Raw genomic sequence first — 20,359 nt, 5'->3', positions numbered from 1 at the left:
GCAGCACCAAGATTGCCGACATCATCAGCGTGATCGACGGCATTGCCTTCCAGACCAACATCCTGGCGCTCAACGCCGCGGTGGAAGCCGCGCGGGCCGGTGAGCAGGGCCGCGGCTTTGCCGTGGTGGCCGGCGAGGTGCGCAGCCTCGCGCAGCGCAGCGCCGAGGCGGCCAAGGAAATCAAGAGCCTGATCACCGCCAGTGTGGAGCGGGTGGAGCAGGGCACGCTGCTGGTGGACAAGGCGGGCAGCACCATGACGGAAGTGGTCACGGCGATCCGGCGCGTGACGGACATCATGGGCGAGATCAGCGCGGCCAGCAGCGAGCAAAGCTCGGGCGTGGCGCAGGTGGGCGAGGCCGTGACGCAGATGGACCAGGCCACGCAGCAGAACGCGGCGCTGGTCGAGGAGATGGCAGCGGCCGCGGCCAGCCTCAAGAGCCAGGCGGCCGAGCTCGTCAATGCCGTGGCGGTGTTCCAGCTCGAAGAGGGTGTGGCCCGACGCGCAGCGCCTGCGCCTGCGCCGGCCCCGCGCCCAGCCATGGCGGCCGCTCCGGCGCGCGCGCGCATCGGCGGGGGGGCGGGCTCCAAGGCGGGCAAGCCTTCGGCGCGCCTGGCGCCGCCGCAGGCGGCTTCACGGGCGCCGGCCCCAGCACCGGCCGGTGCCAAAACCGCCGCTGCACCGGCAGCGTCTGATGCAGAGTGGGAGAGTTTCTGAACGATGCGGCGTGGACGGTACGGGACGATGGCCCGTTGAGATGACCGTACCGCCCCTCGCGCATGCCCACCAGGGGGCGCCAGGGCCGCGTGTCCAGCAATCCCGCCGACCTTGGCGAGGCACTGTGGGGCGCCGAGGGCAGAGGCCCTGGCCCACGGTCAGGCCAGCCGCAGTTCGGTCAGTGTGTCCACCCAGTCATCGGCGTCCACGCTGCGCGCTGGCTGGCCGTGGTTGTAGCCGTAGGTGACCAGGACCACCGGGCATCCGGCCGCCCGTGCGGCCTGGGCGTCGTTGCTGGAATCTCCCACCATCAGCGTGCGGGCCGGGGCCGTGCCCAGCGCTTCGCAGGTTTTCAACAGGGGCAGCGGATCCGGCTTCTTGCGCTCGAACGCGTCGCCACCGAACACCTGCTCGAAAAAACCGTCCAGGCCTTTTTGGGCCAGCAGCGGGCGGGCAAACGCCGTGGGTTTGTTCGTCAGGCAGGCCAGGCGCAGGCCGCGGGCACGCAGGGCCTCCAGGCCTTCGAGCACGCCCGGATACACCGCCGAGCACTGGCCGTTGATGGCCAGGTAGTGGCGCTGGTAGGCATCCCAGGCAGCAGGCATCAGTGCTTCTGTTTTGATAGCGGCTCGTGCTTGATTCTCAAGCACGAGCACGTGATTCAGTACCGATCGCAGCAGGTGCTCCGAGCCTTTGCCGACCATGGTCTCGATGGTGGGGGCTGCGATGCCGGGCAGGCCCAGCTCGGCCAGCGTGCGAGTGAGCGCGGCGTGGAAGTCGCCCAGCGTGTCCACCATGGTGCCGTCCAGATCGACGATGGCGGCGTCTAGCGCATCGCGGCGCAGCGGGCTGGGGGTGCGTTCAGGGAGCATGGAGATGGATGGGCGCGCACCAGGCACTGGTCTGTGAGACCGGCGCCGGGCACCAGGGTTGCAGGGCGAGCCGCTCAGGCGGCCAGTTGGGCGCGCATGGCCGAGATCACGCCTGCGTAATCGGGCTTGCCGAAGATGGCGCTGCCAGCCACGAAGGTGTCGGCCCCAGCGTCGGCCACGCGGCGGATGTTTTCGGTCTTGATGCCGCCGTCCACCTCCAGGCGGATGTCCTTGCCGCACGCGTCGATGCGTCGGCGCACGGCCTCGATCTTGCGCAGGGCCGAGTCGATGAAGCTCTGGCCGCCAAAGCCCGGGTTCACGCTCATGATCAGGATCAGGTCGATGTCGTCGATCACCCAGTCCAGCACGTCCAGCGGCTGCGCCGGGTTGAACACCAGCCCGGGTTTCACGCCTTTGGAACGGATGGCCTGGATGCTGCGGTGCACATGCGCCGATGCGTCGGGGTGGAAGCTGATGTAGTCGGCCCCGGCGTCGGCAAAGGCCGCGGCCAGCGCGTCCACAGGCTGGATCATCAGGTGCACGTCGATCGGCACAGGCTGGCCTGCAGGCGTCACGGCGTGGGGCTTGAGCGCCTGACACACCATCGGGCCGAAGGTCAGATTGGGCACGTAATGGTTGTCCATCACGTCGAAGTGGATCCAGTCGGCTCCTGCGGCGATCACGTTGCGCACTTCTTCGCCCAGGCGGGCGAAGTCGGCCGAGAGGATGGAGGGGGCGATGCGGAAATTGCGGCTCATGGCGGAATTGTCGCAGTTACCATTCGCCCATGCCCAAGTACCAGTTCGCCGTCGAGGCCGAGCCCGCGTACCTGCCCGAGGAGTCTGACCCGGCGCAGGGGGTGTACGCCTTTGCCTACACCATCACCATCACCAACACGGGCGACGCCCCGGGCCAGCTGATCGCGCGGCACTGGAAGATCACCGACGCACGCGGCCATCTCGAAGAGGTCAAGGGCCTGGGCGTGGTGGGCAAGCAGCCCCTGCTCAAGCCGGGTGAATCGTTCCAGTACACCAGCGGTTGCCGCCTGCGTACGACCAGCGGCACCATGCATGGGCATTACCACTGCGTGGGCGAGGACGGATCGCCCTTCACGGCCACGGTTCCCCTGTTCGTGCTGGAGGCCACTGGCCCTGGCCCGCATGGGCAGACCTTGCCCGGACGGGTGCTGCATTGAGCCGCGGGCCTGATCTGGCCGCGCTGCTGGCGCAGCTCGACCCGCAGGCCGGCCTGGCCGAGCGCCATGTGTGGCTGGTGAACCTGCTGGCCTGGGTGCGCGGTGACGGCACGACCGACGGTGCGGTGGGGCGTTTTGGCCTGCTGCTTGACGCCCTGCAGGCGCGGCCTGAGCTGCAGGAGCGCCTGCGCGCCTGGTGGGCCGTGCTGATCGACCAGGTGGACGCCACCACCTTGCTGGCCGACTTCGGCTTTTCGCCACGCGCCTCGCTGGTCACGGAAATGGCCGACCGGCTGCGCATGAAGCTGCTGCCCGGCAGCCCTGAAACGCTGGACGCGTCCGAGCTGTTCATGCTGAGCCTGCCCACCGTGCAGGACGCGCGCTGGCTGGCCGCGCTCGACGAAGCCGCGCTGCAGCGCCTGGTGCAAATGCTGGAGCCGGATGGCGCGCTGGCGGCCCAGCGTTGGCAGGCGGCGCTGCTCGACGCCATGGTCTATTGCGCCGGGCAGATCCTGTCCACCGGCTTTGCGCCCGAACTGCGCCTGCGCATGACCGAAGCCGCGCGCGAATCGCAGCCCTTTCACGGGCTGATCCGCGATGTGGAGGCGCTGCGCGAAGCCGTGCAGGCCGCGCAGCCCGCCGACGGCGCAGCCCCCGCGGCCGTGGCCGATGCCGCACGCGCGCTGCGCGGCCGGCTCGAAGACTGCCGCGCGGCGGCGGCCACGGTGTACGGACACTTCGAGGACAACGGCATCTCGGTGGATCTCGTGTTCCGCCTGCGCCAGCTGCGCGAGCGCATCCTGCGCATCCGCGACCTGCTAGACGGCCTGCTCGCGCCCCGCCCGGCGGTGGCCGCGGCGCGTTTTTTTGCGCAGCTGGTACTGGTCGGGCAGGAGCGGCGCAGCGTGCGTGCGCTGCTCGCGTCCAACTCGTCGCTGCTGGCGGCCAAGGTGGCCGAGCGCAGCGCTGAAACCGGCGAGCACTACATCACCCGCAACCGCGCCGAATACCGGGCCATGCTGCGCAATGCGGCCGGTGGCGGCGCGGTGATGGCTTTCACCACCATGGTCAAGTTCGCCCTGTATGCGCTGGCGCTGTCGGCGTTCTGGGGCGGTTTCTGGGCGGGCGTGAACTACGCGGTGAGCTTCGTGCTCATCCAGCTGCTGCATTTCACCGTGGCCACCAAACAGCCGGCCATGACGGCTCCGGCCATGGCAGCCAAGCTCAAGGACCTGGGTTCTGGCGCTGAGGTCGAATCGTTTGTGGACGAGGTCACGCACCTGGTGCGCTCGCAGGTCGCGGCCGTGCTGGGCAACGTGCTGGTGGTGTTCCCGGCCGTGGTGGGCATCTGCCTGCTGATGGCCTGGGGCACGGGCGCGCCAGCGCTCGACGCGCACAAGGCGGAGCATGTGTTCGAGAGCCTGCACCTGCTGGGCCCCTCGCTGCTGTTTGCGGCCTTCACGGGTGTGCTGCTGTTTGCCTCCAGCATCATCGCGGGCTGGACGGAAAACTGGTTCGTGCTGCGCCGGGTGGATTCCGCCCTGCGCTACCACCCCCGCGCCACGGGTTGGCTCGGGGCTGAGCGTGCCGACCGCTGGGCCCGTTTTCTGCGCGAGAACATCTCGGGCTTTGCGGCCAACATTTCGCTGGGCTTCATGCTGGGCTTGGTGCCGGCCATCGCAGGGTTCTTTGGCCTGGGGCTTGATGTGCGCCACGTGACACTGTCCACCGGGCAGATCGGCGCTGCCGCCGCCTCGCTGGGGGTGTCGGTGCTGCACGAGCCCGCGTTCTGGTGGGCGGTGGCGAGCATTCCATTCCTTGGGGCGCTCAATGTGGGCGTGAGCTTTTATCTCGCCTTCAAGGTTGCCCTGCGTGCGCGCAACGTGAGCGGCGTGGAACGCAGCCGCATCAACGCGGCCCTGGTGGCGCGTTGGCGTGCAGCACCGCTGAGCTTCTTCTGGCCCGCGCGCGAGCGCGGCTGACCTCTGCCTGCGCTTGGGGGCTGGCAGCGCGCCGGCCCAGTTCGCGCCCTTTTGCGTCCTTGTCCTACAGCGGGTTGTTCGCGCGGGCGATAGAGTCAACGGCCCGACGCGGAGGCCGGGCGTTTTTCTGGCCCGCCGCAGTTTTTCGACCTGGTGCACGCCGTTGCGCGAGCGCCTTTCTTGCGGACGCACATGAACGAACTCCTGAGCTTCTGGGCCCAGTGGCTGCGCCCTTCGGCGGGCCTGCCCACGGTGCAGTGGTCGCTGCTGTTGGCCGTGGCCGCCGTGGTGGGCTATCTGGGCCAGCGCTACACGGGCCTGCCCAAGGTGGTGGGTTATTCACTGGTGGGCACGGTGGCAGGCCTGGCCGGTTTCAGCGGCGTGGGCTGGCCGTTGCAGGGCATTGGATTGTTTCTGCTGGAGCTGGGCATTGCACTCGTGCTCTTTGAGTGCGGCGGGCGCATTCCGCTGCGCTGGTTCCGCCACAACCCCATGGTGCTGGTGCAAAGCGTGGCCGAATCGGCGCTGGCCTACTTTGCGGTGTATTACGCACTGGTCTGGCTGAACCAGCCCACCCAGGTGGCTGGCCCGCTGGCGCTGGTGGCCCTGGCGGCCTCGCCTGCGGTGCTGACGCGGGTGGTCGCCGACACGCGGGCCGCCGGGCCTGTGACCGACCGGGCGGTGGTCTTGGCCACGCTCTCCACGCTGTATGCGCTCACGCTGGGCAGCGCGCAGGCCGAACTCATCAACCGCCAGAGCGTGACACTGGCCGATGCCATCTCGCCCGTGGTGGTGGTGCTCGGGGTGTCCATGCTGGTCGCCGGCCTGCTGGCGCTGGTGCTGCGGCTGGCGCTGCGGGTCATGAGCCCCACGAGCGAGAGCACCTCCATGCTGCTGCTGGCGCTGGTGGCCGCGGCCACTGCGGTGGCGGCGCACATGGGCGGATCGGCCCCGCTGGCGGCGCTGCTGGCAGGCATGCTGCTCAAGCAGGTGCACCCGCGCCCTTGGGGCTGGCCGCGCCAGCTGGGCACCGCCTCGGGCCTGCTCACCATGCTGATGTTCGTGCTGGTCTCGACGGTGGCCGCACAGGCCGACTGGAGCGGCCCGGTGGCCGGTCTGGTGCTGGCACTCATCGGTGTGCGGTTGCTGGCCAAGGTGCTGGGTGTGGCGCTGGGCAATGTGGGCAGCGGTGCGAGCTGGCAGCAGGCGCTGTGGGTGGGGGCGGCCATGACGCCCATGTCCTCGATTGCGCTGCTGATCGCATCCCAGCTGGTGCTGGCCTCGCCGGCCACGGGGCCGCAGATTGCCGCAGTGGCGCTGCCCGCCATCCTGCTGATGGAGGTGCTGGGTGCCGTGGTGGCCACCGCCGCCATCTACCGCGCCGGAGAGAGTTCCAAGCCCTGGGCGCCGCTCGCCCGTTCGCAAGGAGAGTCGCGTGAGCCTTGAACCGTTTCGCCATTCCGAACCGCTGACCCTGGGTGTGGAGCTGGAGCTGCAGCTCCTGAACACGCACGACTACGACCTCGCGCCCTACGCCGAAGACATGCTGCGCCTGATGCGCAAGACGCCGCTGCCCGGCAGCGTGGTGCCCGAGATGACCAACAGCATGATCGAGATTTCGACGGCGGTGTGCCGCTCGGCCAGCGAGGTGCTGGGCCAGCTCACGCCCATCCGCGATGCACTGGTCAAAAGCGCCGACAAGCTCAACATTGCCGTGGCGGGCGGCGGCACGCACCCCTTCCAGCAGTGGCACGAGCGGCGCATCTACGACAAGCCGCGTTTTCGCGAGCTGTCCGAGCTGTACGGCTACCTCTCCAAGCAGTTCACCATCTTCGGCCAGCATGTGCACATCGGCTGCCCGGATGCGAATGCCGCGCTCCTGATGCTGCACCGCATGAGCCGCTATATCCCGCACTTCATTGCGCTGTCGGCGTCCAGCCCCTACGTGCAGGGACAGGACACGGCCTTTGATTCGGCGCGGCTCAATTCGGTGTTTGCGTTCCCGCTTTCGGGGCGCGCGCCCTTTGTGCTCACCTGGGACGACTTCGGCCAGTACTTCGACAAGATGACCCGCACCGGCGTGGTCAAGAGCATGAAGGACTTCTACTGGGACATCCGGCCCAAGCCCGAGTACGGCACGATCGAGATCCGCGTCTTCGATACGCCGCTGACCATCGAGCGCGCGGCTGCGCTGGCGGGCTATGTGCAGTCGCTGGGCGCGTGGTTTCTGGCCGACCAGCCGTTTGCACCGGCGGAAGACGACTACCTCGTCTACACCTACAACCGCTTCCAGGCCTGCCGCTTCGGGCTGGACGCTGTGTATGTGGACCCGGCCACCGGCAGCCACATGCCGCTGCGCGAGCACATTCTCAAGACCATGGACCAGGTGGCCGCACACGCGGCCGCACAGGGCGCGCACAACGCGCTGCACATGCTGCGCACCGAGGCCGAGCGGGGCCACAACGACGCGCGCTGGCTGCGCGAGCGCCAGCGGCACGAGCAGTTGCTGGCCGAAGTCAGCCGCCAGGCGGCGCATCGCTTTCGCGGCGCACCCGCCTGAAGCGCCAGGTCTGCCATGCCCGGTTTCAGGCCGGCAGGGGTGTGGGCTGCGGGGCAGGCGGGTGTGCCCGGTGCCGCTCGCGCTGCGTGCGCCCGTCGTATCCCCAGTCGGTGGCGGGCAGCTCGCGCACGATCACATAGCTGGCCGGGGCCAGCCCTGCACTGCCGCCCAGTTGGCGCTGCAGCTCTGCGTACACCGCGGCAATGAATGCCGCCTTCTCGGCGTCGCTGTTGGTGCCGGCGGTGATGCTGATCTCCAGCAGCGCTGTGGGCCGCTCGGCGGGTACGCCCCCGATATGCCAGCGCGCCTGCGGCAGGTCGTTGATGACCACCGCCGTCACCTCTCGGCGCTTGCGCAGGCATTGTACGGTGAGGGTGGTCAGCGCATCGGCCAGCAGTCGGTAGCGCTCGGGGTTGTGCAACGGGGCGATGTGGAGGAGCAGGGTGGGCATGGCTCAGCTCCGGGCGTGGCACACAGACGCGGCGGCGTGCGGGCGGCGCAGGCGGGTGGCGGTCTGCTGCAGCCAGCGCACACCGGCCCGCAGCGCGGTGCCTGCGGCGTCCCAGGCTGCGTGCAGCGCCTGGCGACGCAGCGTCTGGGCATGGCGCTCGGCGGCGCGGTGCAGGGCGGCGTGGTCGGCCATCAAAGCGGGGCGGGGGGTCATGGTGGGCTCCAGGGGGTGAACGATGAGGCCACTGTAAAAACAGGCTGCACGCGGCGAAACCGCAGGCGCTGCAACAGCGTTTTGCGCGCGCTGCAAGGCCTGCGCAGCGCGGGGGCTGTTGCAGGTGCCGATTACCATCGGCGCATGCGCGACCTCCGCCTCGAAGACCTGCACCTGTTCGTCCGCGTGGCCGACCTGGGCTCGCTGTCGGCGGTGGCGCGCGAGCGCAATGTGCCCGTCAGCCAGGTGTCGCGCACCGTGGCGCGCATTGAGCAGGCCTGCGGGGCCCGGCTGGTGCACCGCAGCACCCAGGGGCTCACGCTCACTGCAGAGGGGCAGACGTTTGAGGACTATTGCCGCCGCATCGCGGGCACCCTGGACGAGCTGGAAGGCGAGTTTGCGAGCCAGAGCCGCCAGCCCAGGGGCTGGGTGCGCGTGGCGTGCAGCTCGGTGCTGGCCGAGCACCTGCTGATCCCCAGCCTGGCGGAGCTGTATCCCCGCTACCCGCAGTTGCGCGTGGAACTGCTGGTGGACGACCGCATGGCCGACATGGTGCGCGACGGTATCGACATCGCCATTCGCACGGGGCCGCCGCTGACCGACACCGTGGTGGCGCGCCCACTGGGCATGCTGGCGCGCGCGTTGTATGCCGCGCCCGCCTATCTGCAGGCCCACGGCGTGCCCGCCCGGCCCGACGATCTGCACGAGCACCGCCTGATCGCCAACAGCAGCGTGGCCTTTCTCAACCAGTGGCCGTTCATGGTCGAAGGCCAGCCACGCGTGTGGCCGGCCGAGGGGCACTGGCGTTCAGGCAGCACGGCCACCACGGCGCGCATGGCGTTGCAAGGACTGGGCATTGCGCGCCTGGCCACCCTGGTGGCCGGTCCGCTCGTGCGCCAGGGCCTGCTGGTGCCGGTGCTGGCCGATTGTGTGGACCCGCAGCCCACGCCCATCCATGCCGTCACGCTGAGCCGCCGCCACCGCTTGCCCAAGGTGCAGGTGTGCATTGACCACTGGGCGGCGTGGTTTGCCCACGCTGACCGCTGCCCGCCCGCATGAGCGTCAGGAGAGAAACAGGAACCATGGGTGAATTCGATCTGATTGCGCGCCACTTCACACGTCCGGTGCGTCGCGCCGTACTGGGGGTGGGCGACGACTGTGCGCTGCTCGCGCCCACACCAGGCATGCAGCTTGCGGTGTCGAGCGACATGCTGGTGCAGGGCCGCCATTTTTTTGCCGACGTGGACCCGGAGGCGCTGGGCCACAAGGCGTTGGCCGTGAACCTGTCGGACCTGGCCGCCTGCGGCGCGCGGCCGTTGGCCTTTACGCTCGCGCTCGCGCTGCCCGAGGCCGACGATGCCTGGCTCGCTGCATTGGCACGCGGCCTGTTCGCGCTGGCCGACGCGCACAGCTGCGAGCTGGTGGGCGGCGATACCACGCGCGGGCCGCTGAACCTGTGCATCACCGTGTTTGGTGAGGTGCCCGCGGGGCAGGCGCTGCTGCGCAGCGGCGCGCGGCCGGGCGACGATGTGTACGTGAGCGGCACGCTGGGCGATGCACGCCTGGCCCTTGAAGCGCTGCAAGGCCACCTCACGCTGCCCGCCGAGGTGCTGCAGGCCGCGCGCCAGCGCCTGGAGCGCCCCACGCCGCGCGTGGCGCTGGGCCAGGCACTTCGCGGGCTGGCCACCAGCGCCATTGATGTCAGCGACGGCCTGCTGGGTGACCTGGCGCACGTGCTCGACCGCTCGGGCGTCGGTGCGGTGGTGGAGATAGAGCGTGCTATTGAATTGATAGCTGCTCGTGCTTATTTAAAAAGCACGAGCAGCCATTTTGATGCCGAAGTCTGGCAGCGTGCAGCGCTGGCCGGGGGCGACGATTACGAGCTGCTGTTCACCGCCCCGGCGGCCGAGCGCCAGGCAGTGCAGGCCGTGGCCGCAGCCGTGGGCACGCCCGTGGCGCGCATCGGCCACATCGAAGCGGTGCCCGGGCTGCGGCTGGTCGATGCCGCGGGCCAGACGGTGCCGCACCGCTGGCGCTCGTTTGACCACTTCGGCGCGGCGGGCTGAGCCGGCCCGCCCGTGGGCGCCTCAGGCCTGCAACAGAGCGGCCACGGGCCGGCGCGGTGTGGCCGGGGCGGCCTCGGCCGGGTAGCCGATGCGGCAGAACATCTGCAGCGTGGGGTCGGCAGCACTGCGCGGCGCGCCCGTGCCCAGCAGCAGGCGGTGCGCGGCCTCGAAATGCGGGGCCATCTCGGCAAACTCCTGCAGCGCCTGGCTCATGGGGTGCACGGCCAGGCCCTGGGCCGTGGCCTGCAGTTGCAGGCGCAGGTAGGCCTGGCCGGCGCGCACCTGGTCGGCCCGCGTGTTGGGGCCGTGGATCCACACAAAGCCCATGGCCGTGCGGCTGTGGTCCTCAAAACGCTGCAGGGCACTGCGGTCTGCGGTGCTGCCTTCAGCGGGCATGTTCTGGCGGTCCACCAGGCCCAGCGTGTTCAGCGCGCGCAGCATGGGCGTGTTGATCGAGATGCCGTCGCGGTGCTGCAGGATTTCGTCGGGCCCGATGCGCAGCAGGTGCAGACTTTCCAGAAAGGTGCGGGGCGTGCGCACCTCCACCCGCGCCGCGTCCATGCACAGCGTGCGCAGGGCAGGCAATCGCGAGGCATCTACCGTAGCCCCGGCGGCCATGCCCGCCACCGGGGCCACGCTGGCGATCAGCGGTGGCAGCAAGGCCGCATCCACCGGGCGCTGCATGTCGTAGGCCGACTTGGGTGTGCGACGGCGCAGCACCTGGGCAAACAGCGGGTCTGGCGTTCCGCCCGGGACCACGGTGATGCGCGCCACCGGTCGGTCGTCCCAGTCGGCCAGCGCGGCCGGCTGCGGGCCCTGGGGCCACAGTTCCACCCGGCCGGCCAGGCCCTGCTCGGCCAGCGCCATCACCAGCACTTCAAGAAAGGTGCCCTGGCTCAGCAGGATCTGACGGCCCAGCGGGTCGGTGTGGGGCAGCAGGCGCTCGCGGTCCACGTGCAGCACGATCTGGCCTGGCGTGCGCAGGTCCACGCGCCAGGGCTGGCGGTTGTGGGCGTTGGGCGCGGTGATCGCATAGGCCACCGCGCGACGGCGTGGCTCCAGGTCTTTGGCCGGGCCCTGCCAGGCTTCAATGGCGGCCGCCGGGTAATGCGGGCTGCTGCTGCAGGCGGCCAGCGGGGGCAGGGCCACGGCGGCGACGGTGCCACCGCCCACCAGGCGGATGAATGCGCGACGTTGCATGGTGTTCTCCTTCAAGGGGGTCAAGGCAAGGAATGGGGTGTTGGGTCTGCCCGGTTGGTGCCTCATGCGTGCGCCGCAGCGGTGCGGCCGATGCCAGCGGGCGGCAGGATGGGCGTTGGCGTATTGGCGTGATGCATGTCAATGAACCGGCAGGTCGGGGGTGTTGCAGGCATTGTGGAAACGATGCGCTCACCACACAATTGGCTGAAACTGCCTCTCAGCTATACAAGAATGAATAGCGATTTCGACTGGAGCCTGATCCGCTCGTTTTTGGCCGTGCTGGACCATGGCAGCCTGTTGGCAGCGGCGCGTGCGTTGTCCACGAGCCAGCCCACGGTTGGCCGCCACGTGGCTGCGCTGGAGCAGCAGCTGGGGGGCGCCCTGTTCGAGCGCACCGGGCGTGGCCTGGTCCCGACAGCGCTGGCGCTGCGCCTGGCGGAATCCGGGCGCGCCATGGAGGCCGCAGCCCACCAGCTGGCCCGCAGCCTGGCGGGGGCACGCACCGGGGTCGAAGGCACGGTGCGCATCACCGCCAGCCAGCCCGTGGCCTGCGTGCTGCTGCCGCCGGTGCTGGCGCGCCTGCGCGCGCAGTGGCCGCAGGTACAGATCGAGCTGGTCTCCAGCAACGAGGTAAGCAACCTGCTGCGCCGCGAGGCCGACATTGCGCTGCGCATGTTGCGCCCAGAGCAGACCGGGCTGGTGGCCCGCAAGATCGCCGAGGTCACGATCTGTGCCTGCGCCCACCGCGACTACCTGCGCCGCAGCGGAACGCCCCGCACGCCGCAAGAGCTGTTGGGCCATGCGCTGGTCGGCCACGACCGACAGCCCGACATCCAGCGCGGCTTTGCCGCCATGGGCTACGCGGTGCAGCCCGAGCGTTTCGGGTTTCGCACCGACGACCTGATGGCCTACTGGGCGGCTGTGCGGGCAGGGCTGGGCATTGGCTTCGTGGCCGAGTACCTGGTGCGCACCGATCCGCAGGTGCAGCCGGTACTGCCGCAACTGCCGCTGCCGCGCCTTCCGATCTGGCTCACGGTGCACCGGGAGATTCGCAGCAATCCGGGCATCCGTGCCGTGTACGACTTCCTGGCCGAGCAGGTGCCGACAGCCCTGGCGGCCGACGCGGGAGCCGCCGTTGCACCGGCCTCGCGGATGCGGCGCACACAAGCCGTTACATCCTCCACCGACCGGAGTAGCATGGTTTGACGCCTGCGCGCCAGACGCACCACAGGCTGCCTTGACCCCCACCCCGGACGACCCATGCAGGCACGCTCATGACCGCACCCCCGACCTCGATGCCCAGCGCACCGCCGACCGTCCTCATCGTCGATGACCAGCCCGAAAACCTGATGTATCTGGGCGAGCTGCTGCAGCCCCATTACCAGGTCCGCGCCGCCAATTCGGGTGAGCGTGCGCTGCGGGCCGTGGCCACAGAGCCCCGTCCGCAGATCGTGCTGCTCGACATCATGATGCCCGGCATGGATGGCCTGGAGGTGCTGCGGCGCCTGCAGGCCGACCCGGCCACGCGGCACATTCCGGTGGTGTTCGTCACGGCCATGGCGGCCGATCAGGACGAGCAGCGTGGGCTGGAGCTGGGCGCGGTGGACTACATCACCAAGCCCTTCAATCCGGCCATCGTGCTGGCGCGCGTGCGCACACACCTCGAGCTCAAGGCAGCGCGCGACCGGCTGGCAGGCGAGAACGAACGCCTGGACACCGAAGTCAACCGCCGCATGCGCGAGAACCTGCTCGTGCAGGACCTGAGCATTCGCGCCCTGGCGACCTTGGCCGAGACGCGCGACATGGAGACCGGACACCACATCCTGCGCACCCAGGCCTACGTGCAGGTGCTGGCCGATCACTTGGCTGGGCATCCCCGGTTTGCGGCAGCGCTGGAGGGGCCCATGCGCAGCATGATCGTGAAGGCCGCGCCCCTGCACGACATCGGCAAGGTCGGCATTCCGGATGCCATCCTGCGCAAGCCGGGCCGACTGGACGACGAAGAGATGGCCGTGATGCGCACCCACGCAGCCATTGGGGCCGATGCCATCGACAAGGCGCTGCGCGATGTCCAGGAGGCCGCCGGAGCCCCGGCGCTTGCCGATGTGTCAGGGGCCTTTGCCTTCCTGCGGGTGGCCAGCGCCATTGCGCGCAGCCACCACGAGCGTTGGGACGGTGGCGGCTATCCCGCGGGCCTGGCAGGCGACGACATTCCGGTGTGCGGGCGGCTGATGGCGCTGGCCGACGTGTACGACGCGCTTACCTGCCGCCGCGTGTACAAGGCGGCCATGCCCCGGGAGCAGGCGCACCAGATCATCTTGCAGGGCCGCGGCACGCATTTCGATCCCGACGTGGTGGACGCTTACCTCGCCTGCCGTGACACCTTTGAGGCGATTGCAGAGCAGTTGGCGGATCCGTCCTTGCGCCTGGGTGATGGAGCCGCACAGTGAGTGCGGCAGGGCGCAGGCACGGGGCGTTCTGGCGGTGGGCCGGATGGTGCGCGGTATGCGCGCCACGGCTGTCGCTGGCCGTCGCGCTGGCGGGTCTGTTGCTGGTGCTGCCCGTGCGGGCCACCGAGTCCGTGCCGAGCCCGGCCGACGCGTTGGCCTCCCCGGCCTCTGTGCCGGCAGGGCCTGCGTTGCGGGTGGCTCTGAACGATCAGTTCCCGCCGCTGGCTTTTCGGGACGGCGATGGCGTTCTGCGCGGCTTGTATGTGGACTTGTGGACGCTGTGGAGCCAACGCACCGGCCAGCCGGTGCAGTTTGTGGCCACGGCATGGGCCGATGCGCTGGCCCAGCTGGATGCAGGACAGGCCGATGTGATCGACGGCATCACGGTCACCGAGGAGCGCCGCCGCCGCTACGAATTTTCCGAGCCGTACATGCAACTCGACGTGGCCCTGTACCACGATGCAAGCATCGCTGGCATTGTGGATGCGGCCACGGCACGGGGCTACGTGGTGGGTGTGGGGGCGGGCGATGCCTGCCAAACCCATCTGCTGGCGGCTGGTATCCCAAGCATCCAAACCTACCGCAGCTACGGCGAGATGGTGGAGGCCGCCGTCCGGCAGGAGGTGCGGGTGTTTTGTGCCCATACGGTGCAGGCCAACTACCACCTGGGGCGCCTCGGGGCGTCCGAGTCGTTTCGCCATACACCGCCGCTCTATTCCGCCACAGGGCACTGGGCTGTGCGCCGCGGTGATCGCGCCACCTTTGCCCGCGTGACGGAGGGTTGGGCGCGGGTGGGTCTGGCCGAGCGGCGGCGCATCGAGAACCGCTGGCTCGGCGCCCCCGTGCCGCAGCCCGAGCAGCCTGCTGTCCTGCGCCACCTGGGCATTGCGGGGGGCGTGCTGGCCACGCTGGTGCTGCTGCTTGTGATCTGGGTGCGCTCCATGCGCAGTGAGGTGCAGCGGCGCACCGCCGACCTGATGCAGGCCCAGACCGTGCTGCGCGAACGCGTGAAAGAGCAGCGCTGCCTGTATGCCGTGTTCCGTGCAAGCGAGGATCTTTCGCGCCCCATGGCCGACGTGCTGGAGCAGGTGGCGCGGCTTCTGCCCATGGGCTGGTTGCACCCTGACATGGCCGTGGCCCGGGTCGAGATCGATGGCGTCGGGGCCGAAACGGGCAGCCTGCAGGGCGCCGTGGCCCAGCTCAGTGCCGACATTCGCGTGGGTAGTACCGTGCGCGGCCGCGTGACGGTGGCCTACCGCTTTGCATCGCCGGTGCAGGACGACGGCCCGTTCCTGCACGAAGAGCGTGAGCTCATCGATGCCGTGGCCGAGCGCATGGCGGGCATGCTGCAGCGCCGTGCGGCCGAAGAACGCTTGCAGCAGAGCGAGGCCCAGTTCCGCAACCTGTTTGAACTCACGCACCAGCCCAGCGTGCTCGTGGCCGATCGCAAGGTCATCGCGGTCAACGCTGCCTCGCTTGGTTTGCTGCACCTTCAGGATGCCGATCAACTGCTGGGGCGCTCGCTCATCGAGATGTCGCCAGCCCATCAGCCCGACGGCGAGTCGTCCTTGGCCAAGGGGCTGCGCATGATGCACCTGGCCATCGAGCGCGGTGCCCATGCCTTCGAATGGGAGCACCGCCGTGACGATGGCTCCCTGTTCACGGCCCGTGTGCTGCTGACGGCGCTGCAGCAGGACGGCCGTGTGGTGCTGCATGTGGTATGGGACGACATCACCGCACAAAAGCGTGCGGAGCGGGCGCTGGCGGCGCACCAGCAGAGCCTGGAGGCCACGGTGGCCGAGCGCACTGCCGCGCTGGCTGCCATGGCCCAGACCCTGAAGGAAGCCAACGCCGAGCAACAGGCCCTGTTCGATGCGGCCACGGTGGGTCTCGTGTTCGTCAAGGGCCGCACCATCCTGCGCTGCAACCGTGCGCTGGAGACTCTGTTCGGCTATGGGCCAGGCGAGATGCAGGGCCAGCAGACACGCCTGTGGTACCCCGATGAAGACGCCTACAGCGACGTGGGCGCAGCGCTGTCCCGGGCGCTCGCCGAGACCGGGTACTTTGAGGGGGTGCGCGAGCTGGTGCGCCGCGACGGATCGCGCTTCTGGGGCCATATGTCCGCTCAGGTGATGGACCGCCAAGATCCCTCGCGGGGGCTTGCAGGGGTGATTGTGGACGTGACCGCTGAGCGCACCGCCACCGAGCAACTGCAGCGGGCCAATGCCCAGCAGCAGGCGATTCTGGATGCCGCCAGCCTGGGCATCCTGCTGGAACAGGACGGGCGCGTTCTGCAATGCAACCGTCGGCTGGAAGAGATGCTGGGCTACGAACGGGGGGCGCTGCACGGCCAGCCGGTGCAGATGCTGTACGCAGAAGAGTCGGCATGGCGCCATGAGACCGAGAGCATCGAGCAGCGTCTGGCCCACGGCGAAACCTTCTCGATGGAGCAGCTGGCACGCCGTCGCGACGACAGCACGTTCTGGGTGCGTCTGTCGGTCCGCGCGCTGGACGCGGGTGATCTGAGCCGTGGCCGGGTGGTCATGGTGGACGACATCAGCATTGAACACGCCGTGATGGACGAGCTCAAGCGCGCCCGCAAGCTGGCCGAGGACGCGGCCCGTTCCAAGGCCGACTTTCTGGCCAACATGAGCCACGAGATTCGCACGCCCATGAACTCGATCGTGGGCATGTCGCATCTGCTGGCCAAAACACCCCTGTCGGACAAGCAGCAGGACTACCTGCACAAGATCCGCGGCTCCAGCCAGCACCTGCTGGGGCTGATCAACGACATCCTGGACTTCTCGAAGATCGAGGCGGGCAAGCTCTCGGTCGAGCGCGTGGAGTTCAACCTCGAGGACTTGTTGCACCAGGTGGGCACCTTCGTGATGGACAAGGTGCTGGCCAAGGGGCTGGAGTTCATTGTGGACACCGGTGCCGATGTGCCCTTGCAGCTGGTGGGTGATCCACTGCGCATCAGTCAGGTGCTGCTCAACTACGTGAACAACGCCGTGAAGTTCACCGAGCAGGGTGAGATCGCCCTGCGTGTGCGGCTCGTGATGGCCCAGGGCGACGAGCTGCTGTTGCGCCTGGAGGTGCAGGACACCGGCATCGGTATCGACGCCGAGCACCAGCAGCGGCTGTTCCGCAGCTTTGAGCAGGCCGACACCTCGACCACGCGCAAGTACGGTGGCACCGGACTGGGCCTGGCCATCAGCAAGAGCCTGGCGCAGCTCATGGGGGGGGACGTGGGGGTCGAGAGCACGCCGGGGGTAGGTTCGCGCTTTTGGTTCACGGTGCGCGTGGCCCGGGGCTCGCAAGCCGCCGTGCCCCACCTGCCCGAGCCGGATCTGCGCGGCCGCCATGTGCTGGTGGTCGACGACCACGCGGCGGCCCGCGACGTGCTGGCCGATCAGTTGCGCAGCATGACCTTCGTGGTCGCCCAGGCGGCGTCTGGTACCGAGGCCATCGATGCCGTGCGGCGTGCACAAGAGGCGGGGGAACCCTTTGAACTGGTCTTTCTGGACTGGCAGATGCCAGCGCCTGATGGCATTGCAACCGCGCGCGCGCTGCAGGCCTTGCCCCTGACGCACCGGCCGCAGATCGTGATGGTCACGGGCCAGGAGCGCGAAGACCTGTTGCGCGAGGCGCGCCAGTGTGGCGTGGCGCAGGTGCTCACCAAGCCTGTGGCGGCCTCGCATCTGTTCGATGCGGCCATGCAGGCGCTGGGCTCAAGCCGCCCGGCCAGCGTACGGGCCAGTGCGCCAGCCCCGGGGGCGGCGCAGGGCATGGGGCTGGACCGCATTGCAGGCGCCCGGGTGCTGCTGGTGGAAGACAACCTGCTCAACCAGGAGGTGGCCTGCGAACTGCTGGCCGCCGAAGGCCTGGCCGTGGACCTTGCGGCCGATGGCGCACAGGCGCTGCAGCGTCTTGAACACAGCATCTACGACGCAGTGCTCATGGACCTGCAAATGCCGGTGATGGACGGCTTCACGGCCACGCGCGAGATCCGCAAGCAGGCCCGGTGGAGCGATCTGCCCATCATCGCGATGACGGCCAATGCCATGGACAGCGACCGTCGCCGCTGCCTGGACGCAGGCATGAACGACCACGTGCCCAAGCCCATTGATCCCGATGTGCTGGCGCGTGCGCTGCTGCGCTGGATTCCGGCGCGGCATGCCACGGCGCCGCACGCACCAGGGCCAGCCTCGCCCGAGCCCAGCGCCGATGCGCAAGCCCTGCTCGCGCAGTTGCAGGCCGTACCCGGGCTGGATGCTGCGGCGGGCCTTCGCCGTGCCTTGGGGCGCGATGCGCTGTACCGCTCGCTGCTGCAACGCTTTGCGCACAGCCAGTCCGGGGCGGTGGAGGCCGTGCGTGCGGCGCTGCAACAGGCCGACCGCGACACTGCGGTGCGCCTGGCCCATTCGCTCAAGGGCGTGGCGGGCCAGGTGGGGGCGGCGGGCGTGCAGGGCGATGCGGCGGCGCTGGAGCAGGCGCTGCTGGCGGGTGCCGATATGGCGGCCATCGCGCCGCTGTTGGAGCGCCTGGCCACGCCCCTGCAGGCCCTGGTCGCAGGCGTGCAGGCGGCGCTCTCCGGGGCCTCGGGTGGGGCGCCTGCTGCCACGGGCGTGGCTGTGCCCTCGCCGGATCGCTGCCTGGCCATGCTCGAGCGTCTGCGCATTGGCGATTTCGCCAGTGTGGGCGACCTGGAGCGCGAGGCCGATGCCTGGGCGCAGGTGCTGGGTGTGGCGCTGACCGATGTGCTCACCGCCGCACGTGCGTACGACTTTGACGAGGCCCATCGTCTGATGCACCAGGGCCTGGCAGCCACCGGGCTGGTGCTGCCGCCCCCCGCTCCCCCGCCCCTGGCACAGGCCCGCTCCCCTGGAGATTTCGCATGACATGTTCCATCCATCCCGGTCGGCAGATCGCCCGCAACGTTCTGCTGCTGGGCGCCTGTACCGGCCTGCTGGCAGGCCTGGCGACCGCGCAGACCGTGCCCGCGGCCGAGGGTCCGCACGCTTCGCGCCTCAGCCGCGTCACGGTGTATGCGGGCAGTGCCGTGGTCGAGCGCACGGTGCGCGTGGCCACGGGCGCGCGCAGCCTCACGCTCACCTGTCTGCCTGCGGGCATCGACGCGCAAACCCTGCAGGTCGATGCCGATGCGGGCATCCGCTGGGGCGAGTTGCAGGTGCGCACCGAGGAGCGCGAGGCCCAGCCCAGCTGCGCCAGTGCGCTCGACGGCCGCATTCGCGCGCTGGAAGACCAGATCGCCCAGGTACGCGCCGAGGCCATGGCCGAGCAGGTGGCCCAGGGCTACCTGCGCAGCGTGGCCGGCTTGCCTGCGCAGCCCGCGTCGGCCTCCGCCGCTGGCGGAGTCGGCCCGGTACCGGCGCCTGGCCAGATCGGAGCCACGGCCGACGCGCTGCGCCGCGCCACGCTGGAGGCCCAGACGCGCAGCCACCAGATCGAGCGCCGCCTGCAGGCGCTGGAGCAGTCGCTGCGTCCCTTGCAGGCCGAGCGCGACCGCACGGCGCAGCAGCGCTCGCGCGTGACCACGGTCACCCTGCGCGTAGCGGCCGAGCGCGACGGCGATCTGCGCCTGGCCTACACCCTGCGCGGCCCGGGCTGGCAGCCCACCTACCGCGCCAGCCTCGACACGGCGCGCCGCACCGTCACGATGGAGCGCCAGGCCCTGGTGGCGCAAGCCAGCGGCGAAGACTGGGTCCAGGTGCCGCTGGTGCTTTCCACCGGCCAGTCGCTGCGCGCCACGCAGGGCCGCCTGCCGCGCAGCAGCACCTGGGATGTGGCGCCGCCCCCGCCGCCGCCCACACCTGCCGCTGCGGCCGCAAACCTGGCAATGCCGGCACCCGCTCCGGTGATGCTGGCACGCGCAGCCGAAGCCCCGCCCCCAAGCTTTGATGTGACCGTGACCGAGGGCCGCTTTGCCACCGAGTTCAGCGTGCCGCAGCGCATCACCGTGCCCTCGGGCAGCGAAAAAGTCGCCCTCACCCTGGAGACCGTGACCCTGCCCGCCACCGTGCTCAGCCGCGTGGCCCCGGCGGTGGAGCCGGTGGCGTACGTGGTGGCCGAACTGCCCACGCCCCCCGGCGTCTGGCCCAGTGCGAGCGTCACGCTGCTGCGCGACGGCAGCCAGGCGGGCACGGGCCGGCTGGATGGCGCGGCCAGCCCCTGGGCGCTGTCCTTTGGCCGGGACGAGCTGCTGGTGGTGCAGGCCGACACTCCGCAGGACCAGACGGCAACCGCCGGTTTTGGTGGCACGCGCACCGAGCGCCGCCTGCGCCGCGACTACCGCATCGAAAGCCGCCACCGCAGCCCGGTGACGCTGCAGGTGCTGCATGCCGCACCGCTGTCGCGCCACGAGCGCATCGAGATCGAGTCGCGCTACCAGCCCCCGGTGGTCGATGCCGCCTGGAACCGCCAGCCCGGCCTGGTGGCCTGGCGACAGGAACTGGCCCCCGGCACCACGGCCAGCTTCAGCGCCGAGCACTGGGTGCGCTATCCGCGCGACCTGGCGGTGGTCGAAAAGCCCTGAGCCTCGTTGTCGTGCGCAGCCGCTGCGGCCCGCGCCGTGTGGCCGCTACTGCTTGGAGGCCGATGCCAGCCCGGGTGCCCCGGCGGCTGCGCGCCGCG

At 69.8% G+C, this 20,359-nt stretch carries 16 protein-coding genes; 11 read left to right on the top strand and 5 right to left on the bottom strand.

Annotated features, from left to right (window positions below):
• Window positions 1-716: methyl-accepting chemotaxis protein (locus ABD866_RS11445; RefSeq protein ID WP_345064900.1), on the top strand; the 716-nt coding region annotated here is incomplete at its 5' end.
• 158 nt (window positions 717-874) lie between these two features.
• Here ABD866_RS11445 and gph read toward each other — a convergent pair.
• Both gph and rpe read right to left on the bottom strand, forming a co-directional pair.
• On the bottom strand, window positions 875-1,588 hold the full coding sequence (gph, locus tag ABD866_RS11440) for a phosphoglycolate phosphatase (protein ID WP_345064897.1): 714 nt from the start codon (window positions 1,586-1,588) through the stop codon (window positions 875-877).
• A gap of 74 nt (window positions 1,589-1,662) precedes the next feature.
• Window positions 1,663-2,346 (bottom strand): ribulose-phosphate 3-epimerase, encoded by a 684-nt coding sequence (rpe, locus tag ABD866_RS11435; RefSeq protein WP_345064894.1) that lies wholly within the window; start codon window positions 2,344-2,346, stop codon window positions 1,663-1,665.
• A 29-nt stretch (window positions 2,347-2,375) separates the two neighbouring features.
• On the opposite strand from rpe, the gene apaG reads away from it, so the two are divergent.
• From apaG to ABD866_RS11415, 4 genes are all read left to right on the top strand, one after another.
• Window positions 2,376-2,783, top strand: coding sequence for a Co2+/Mg2+ efflux protein ApaG (gene apaG / locus ABD866_RS11430; RefSeq protein ID WP_345064892.1), 408 nt, complete (start codon window positions 2,376-2,378; stop codon window positions 2,781-2,783).
• Complete coding sequence (locus ABD866_RS11425) at window positions 2,780-4,765, top strand: site-specific recombinase (protein ID WP_345064889.1); 1,986 nt, start codon at window positions 2,780-2,782, stop codon at window positions 4,763-4,765. Before apaG ends, ABD866_RS11425 begins: the two co-directional genes overlap by 4 nt.
• Window positions 4,766-4,957: 192 nt before the next feature.
• Window positions 4,958-6,211 (top strand): cation:proton antiporter, encoded by a 1,254-nt coding sequence (locus ABD866_RS11420; RefSeq protein ID WP_345064886.1) that lies wholly within the window; start codon window positions 4,958-4,960, stop codon window positions 6,209-6,211.
• Window positions 6,201-7,325, top strand: a complete 1,125-nt coding sequence (locus ABD866_RS11415; RefSeq protein WP_345064883.1) for a YbdK family carboxylate-amine ligase — start codon at window positions 6,201-6,203, stop codon at window positions 7,323-7,325. Before ABD866_RS11420 ends, ABD866_RS11415 begins: the two co-directional genes overlap by 11 nt.
• A gap of 25 nt (window positions 7,326-7,350) precedes the next feature.
• Here ABD866_RS11415 and ABD866_RS11410 read toward each other — a convergent pair whose 3' ends face one another.
• The gene (locus ABD866_RS11410) at window positions 7,351-7,776 is read right to left on the bottom strand and encodes a tautomerase family protein (RefSeq protein WP_345064880.1); all 426 of its coding nucleotides are present in this window, start codon (window positions 7,774-7,776) and stop codon (window positions 7,351-7,353) included.
• Between the two features lie 3 nt (window positions 7,777-7,779).
• Window positions 7,780-7,989, bottom strand: a complete 210-nt coding sequence (locus tag ABD866_RS11405) for a hypothetical protein (protein WP_345064877.1) — start codon at window positions 7,987-7,989, stop codon at window positions 7,780-7,782.
• Between the two features lie 144 nt (window positions 7,990-8,133).
• Between ABD866_RS11405 and ABD866_RS11400 the strand changes: the two genes are divergently transcribed.
• On the top strand, window positions 8,134-9,048 hold the full coding sequence (locus ABD866_RS11400) for a LysR family transcriptional regulator (protein ID WP_345064874.1): 915 nt from the start codon (window positions 8,134-8,136) through the stop codon (window positions 9,046-9,048).
• Between the two features lie 23 nt (window positions 9,049-9,071).
• Window positions 9,072-10,055 carry a thiamine-phosphate kinase gene (gene thiL, locus ABD866_RS11395; protein WP_345064871.1) on the top strand — a complete coding sequence of 328 codons (984 nt, stop codon included), beginning with the start codon at window positions 9,072-9,074 and terminating at the stop codon, window positions 10,053-10,055.
• 21 nt (window positions 10,056-10,076) lie between these two features.
• Here the strand turns inward: thiL and ABD866_RS11390 are convergent, their stop codons facing one another.
• Window positions 10,077-11,255: an Acg family FMN-binding oxidoreductase gene (locus ABD866_RS11390; protein WP_345064868.1), complete on the bottom strand. Its 1,179-nt coding sequence runs from the start codon at window positions 11,253-11,255 to the stop codon at window positions 10,077-10,079.
• Between the two features lie 231 nt (window positions 11,256-11,486).
• Between ABD866_RS11390 and ABD866_RS11385 the strand changes: the two genes are divergently transcribed.
• From ABD866_RS11385 to ABD866_RS11370, 4 genes are all read left to right on the top strand, one after another.
• Window positions 11,487-12,461, top strand: coding sequence for a LysR family transcriptional regulator (locus tag ABD866_RS11385; RefSeq protein ID WP_345064865.1), 975 nt, complete (start codon window positions 11,487-11,489; stop codon window positions 12,459-12,461).
• A 68-nt stretch (window positions 12,462-12,529) separates the two neighbouring features.
• On the top strand, window positions 12,530-13,705 hold the full coding sequence (locus tag ABD866_RS11380) for a response regulator (protein ID WP_345064862.1): 1,176 nt from the start codon (window positions 12,530-12,532) through the stop codon (window positions 13,703-13,705).
• Between the two features lie 104 nt (window positions 13,706-13,809).
• Window positions 13,810-18,606 (top strand): response regulator, encoded by a 4,797-nt coding sequence (locus ABD866_RS11375; RefSeq protein ID WP_345065041.1) that lies wholly within the window; start codon window positions 13,810-13,812, stop codon window positions 18,604-18,606.
• Window positions 18,603-20,261 carry a DUF4139 domain-containing protein gene (locus ABD866_RS11370; protein ID WP_345064859.1) on the top strand — a complete coding sequence of 553 codons (1,659 nt, stop codon included), beginning with the start codon at window positions 18,603-18,605 and terminating at the stop codon, window positions 20,259-20,261. Before ABD866_RS11375 ends, ABD866_RS11370 begins: the two co-directional genes overlap by 4 nt.
• The last annotated feature ends 98 nt before the right edge of the window (window positions 20,262-20,359 follow it).

The sequence above is a fragment of the Acidovorax lacteus genome, from assembly GCF_039540375.1.
Classification (GTDB): Bacteria; Pseudomonadota; Gammaproteobacteria; order Burkholderiales; family Burkholderiaceae_C; genus Acidovorax_G; species Acidovorax_G lacteus.
This window is presented reverse-complemented; position numbering and strand designations above follow the sequence as displayed.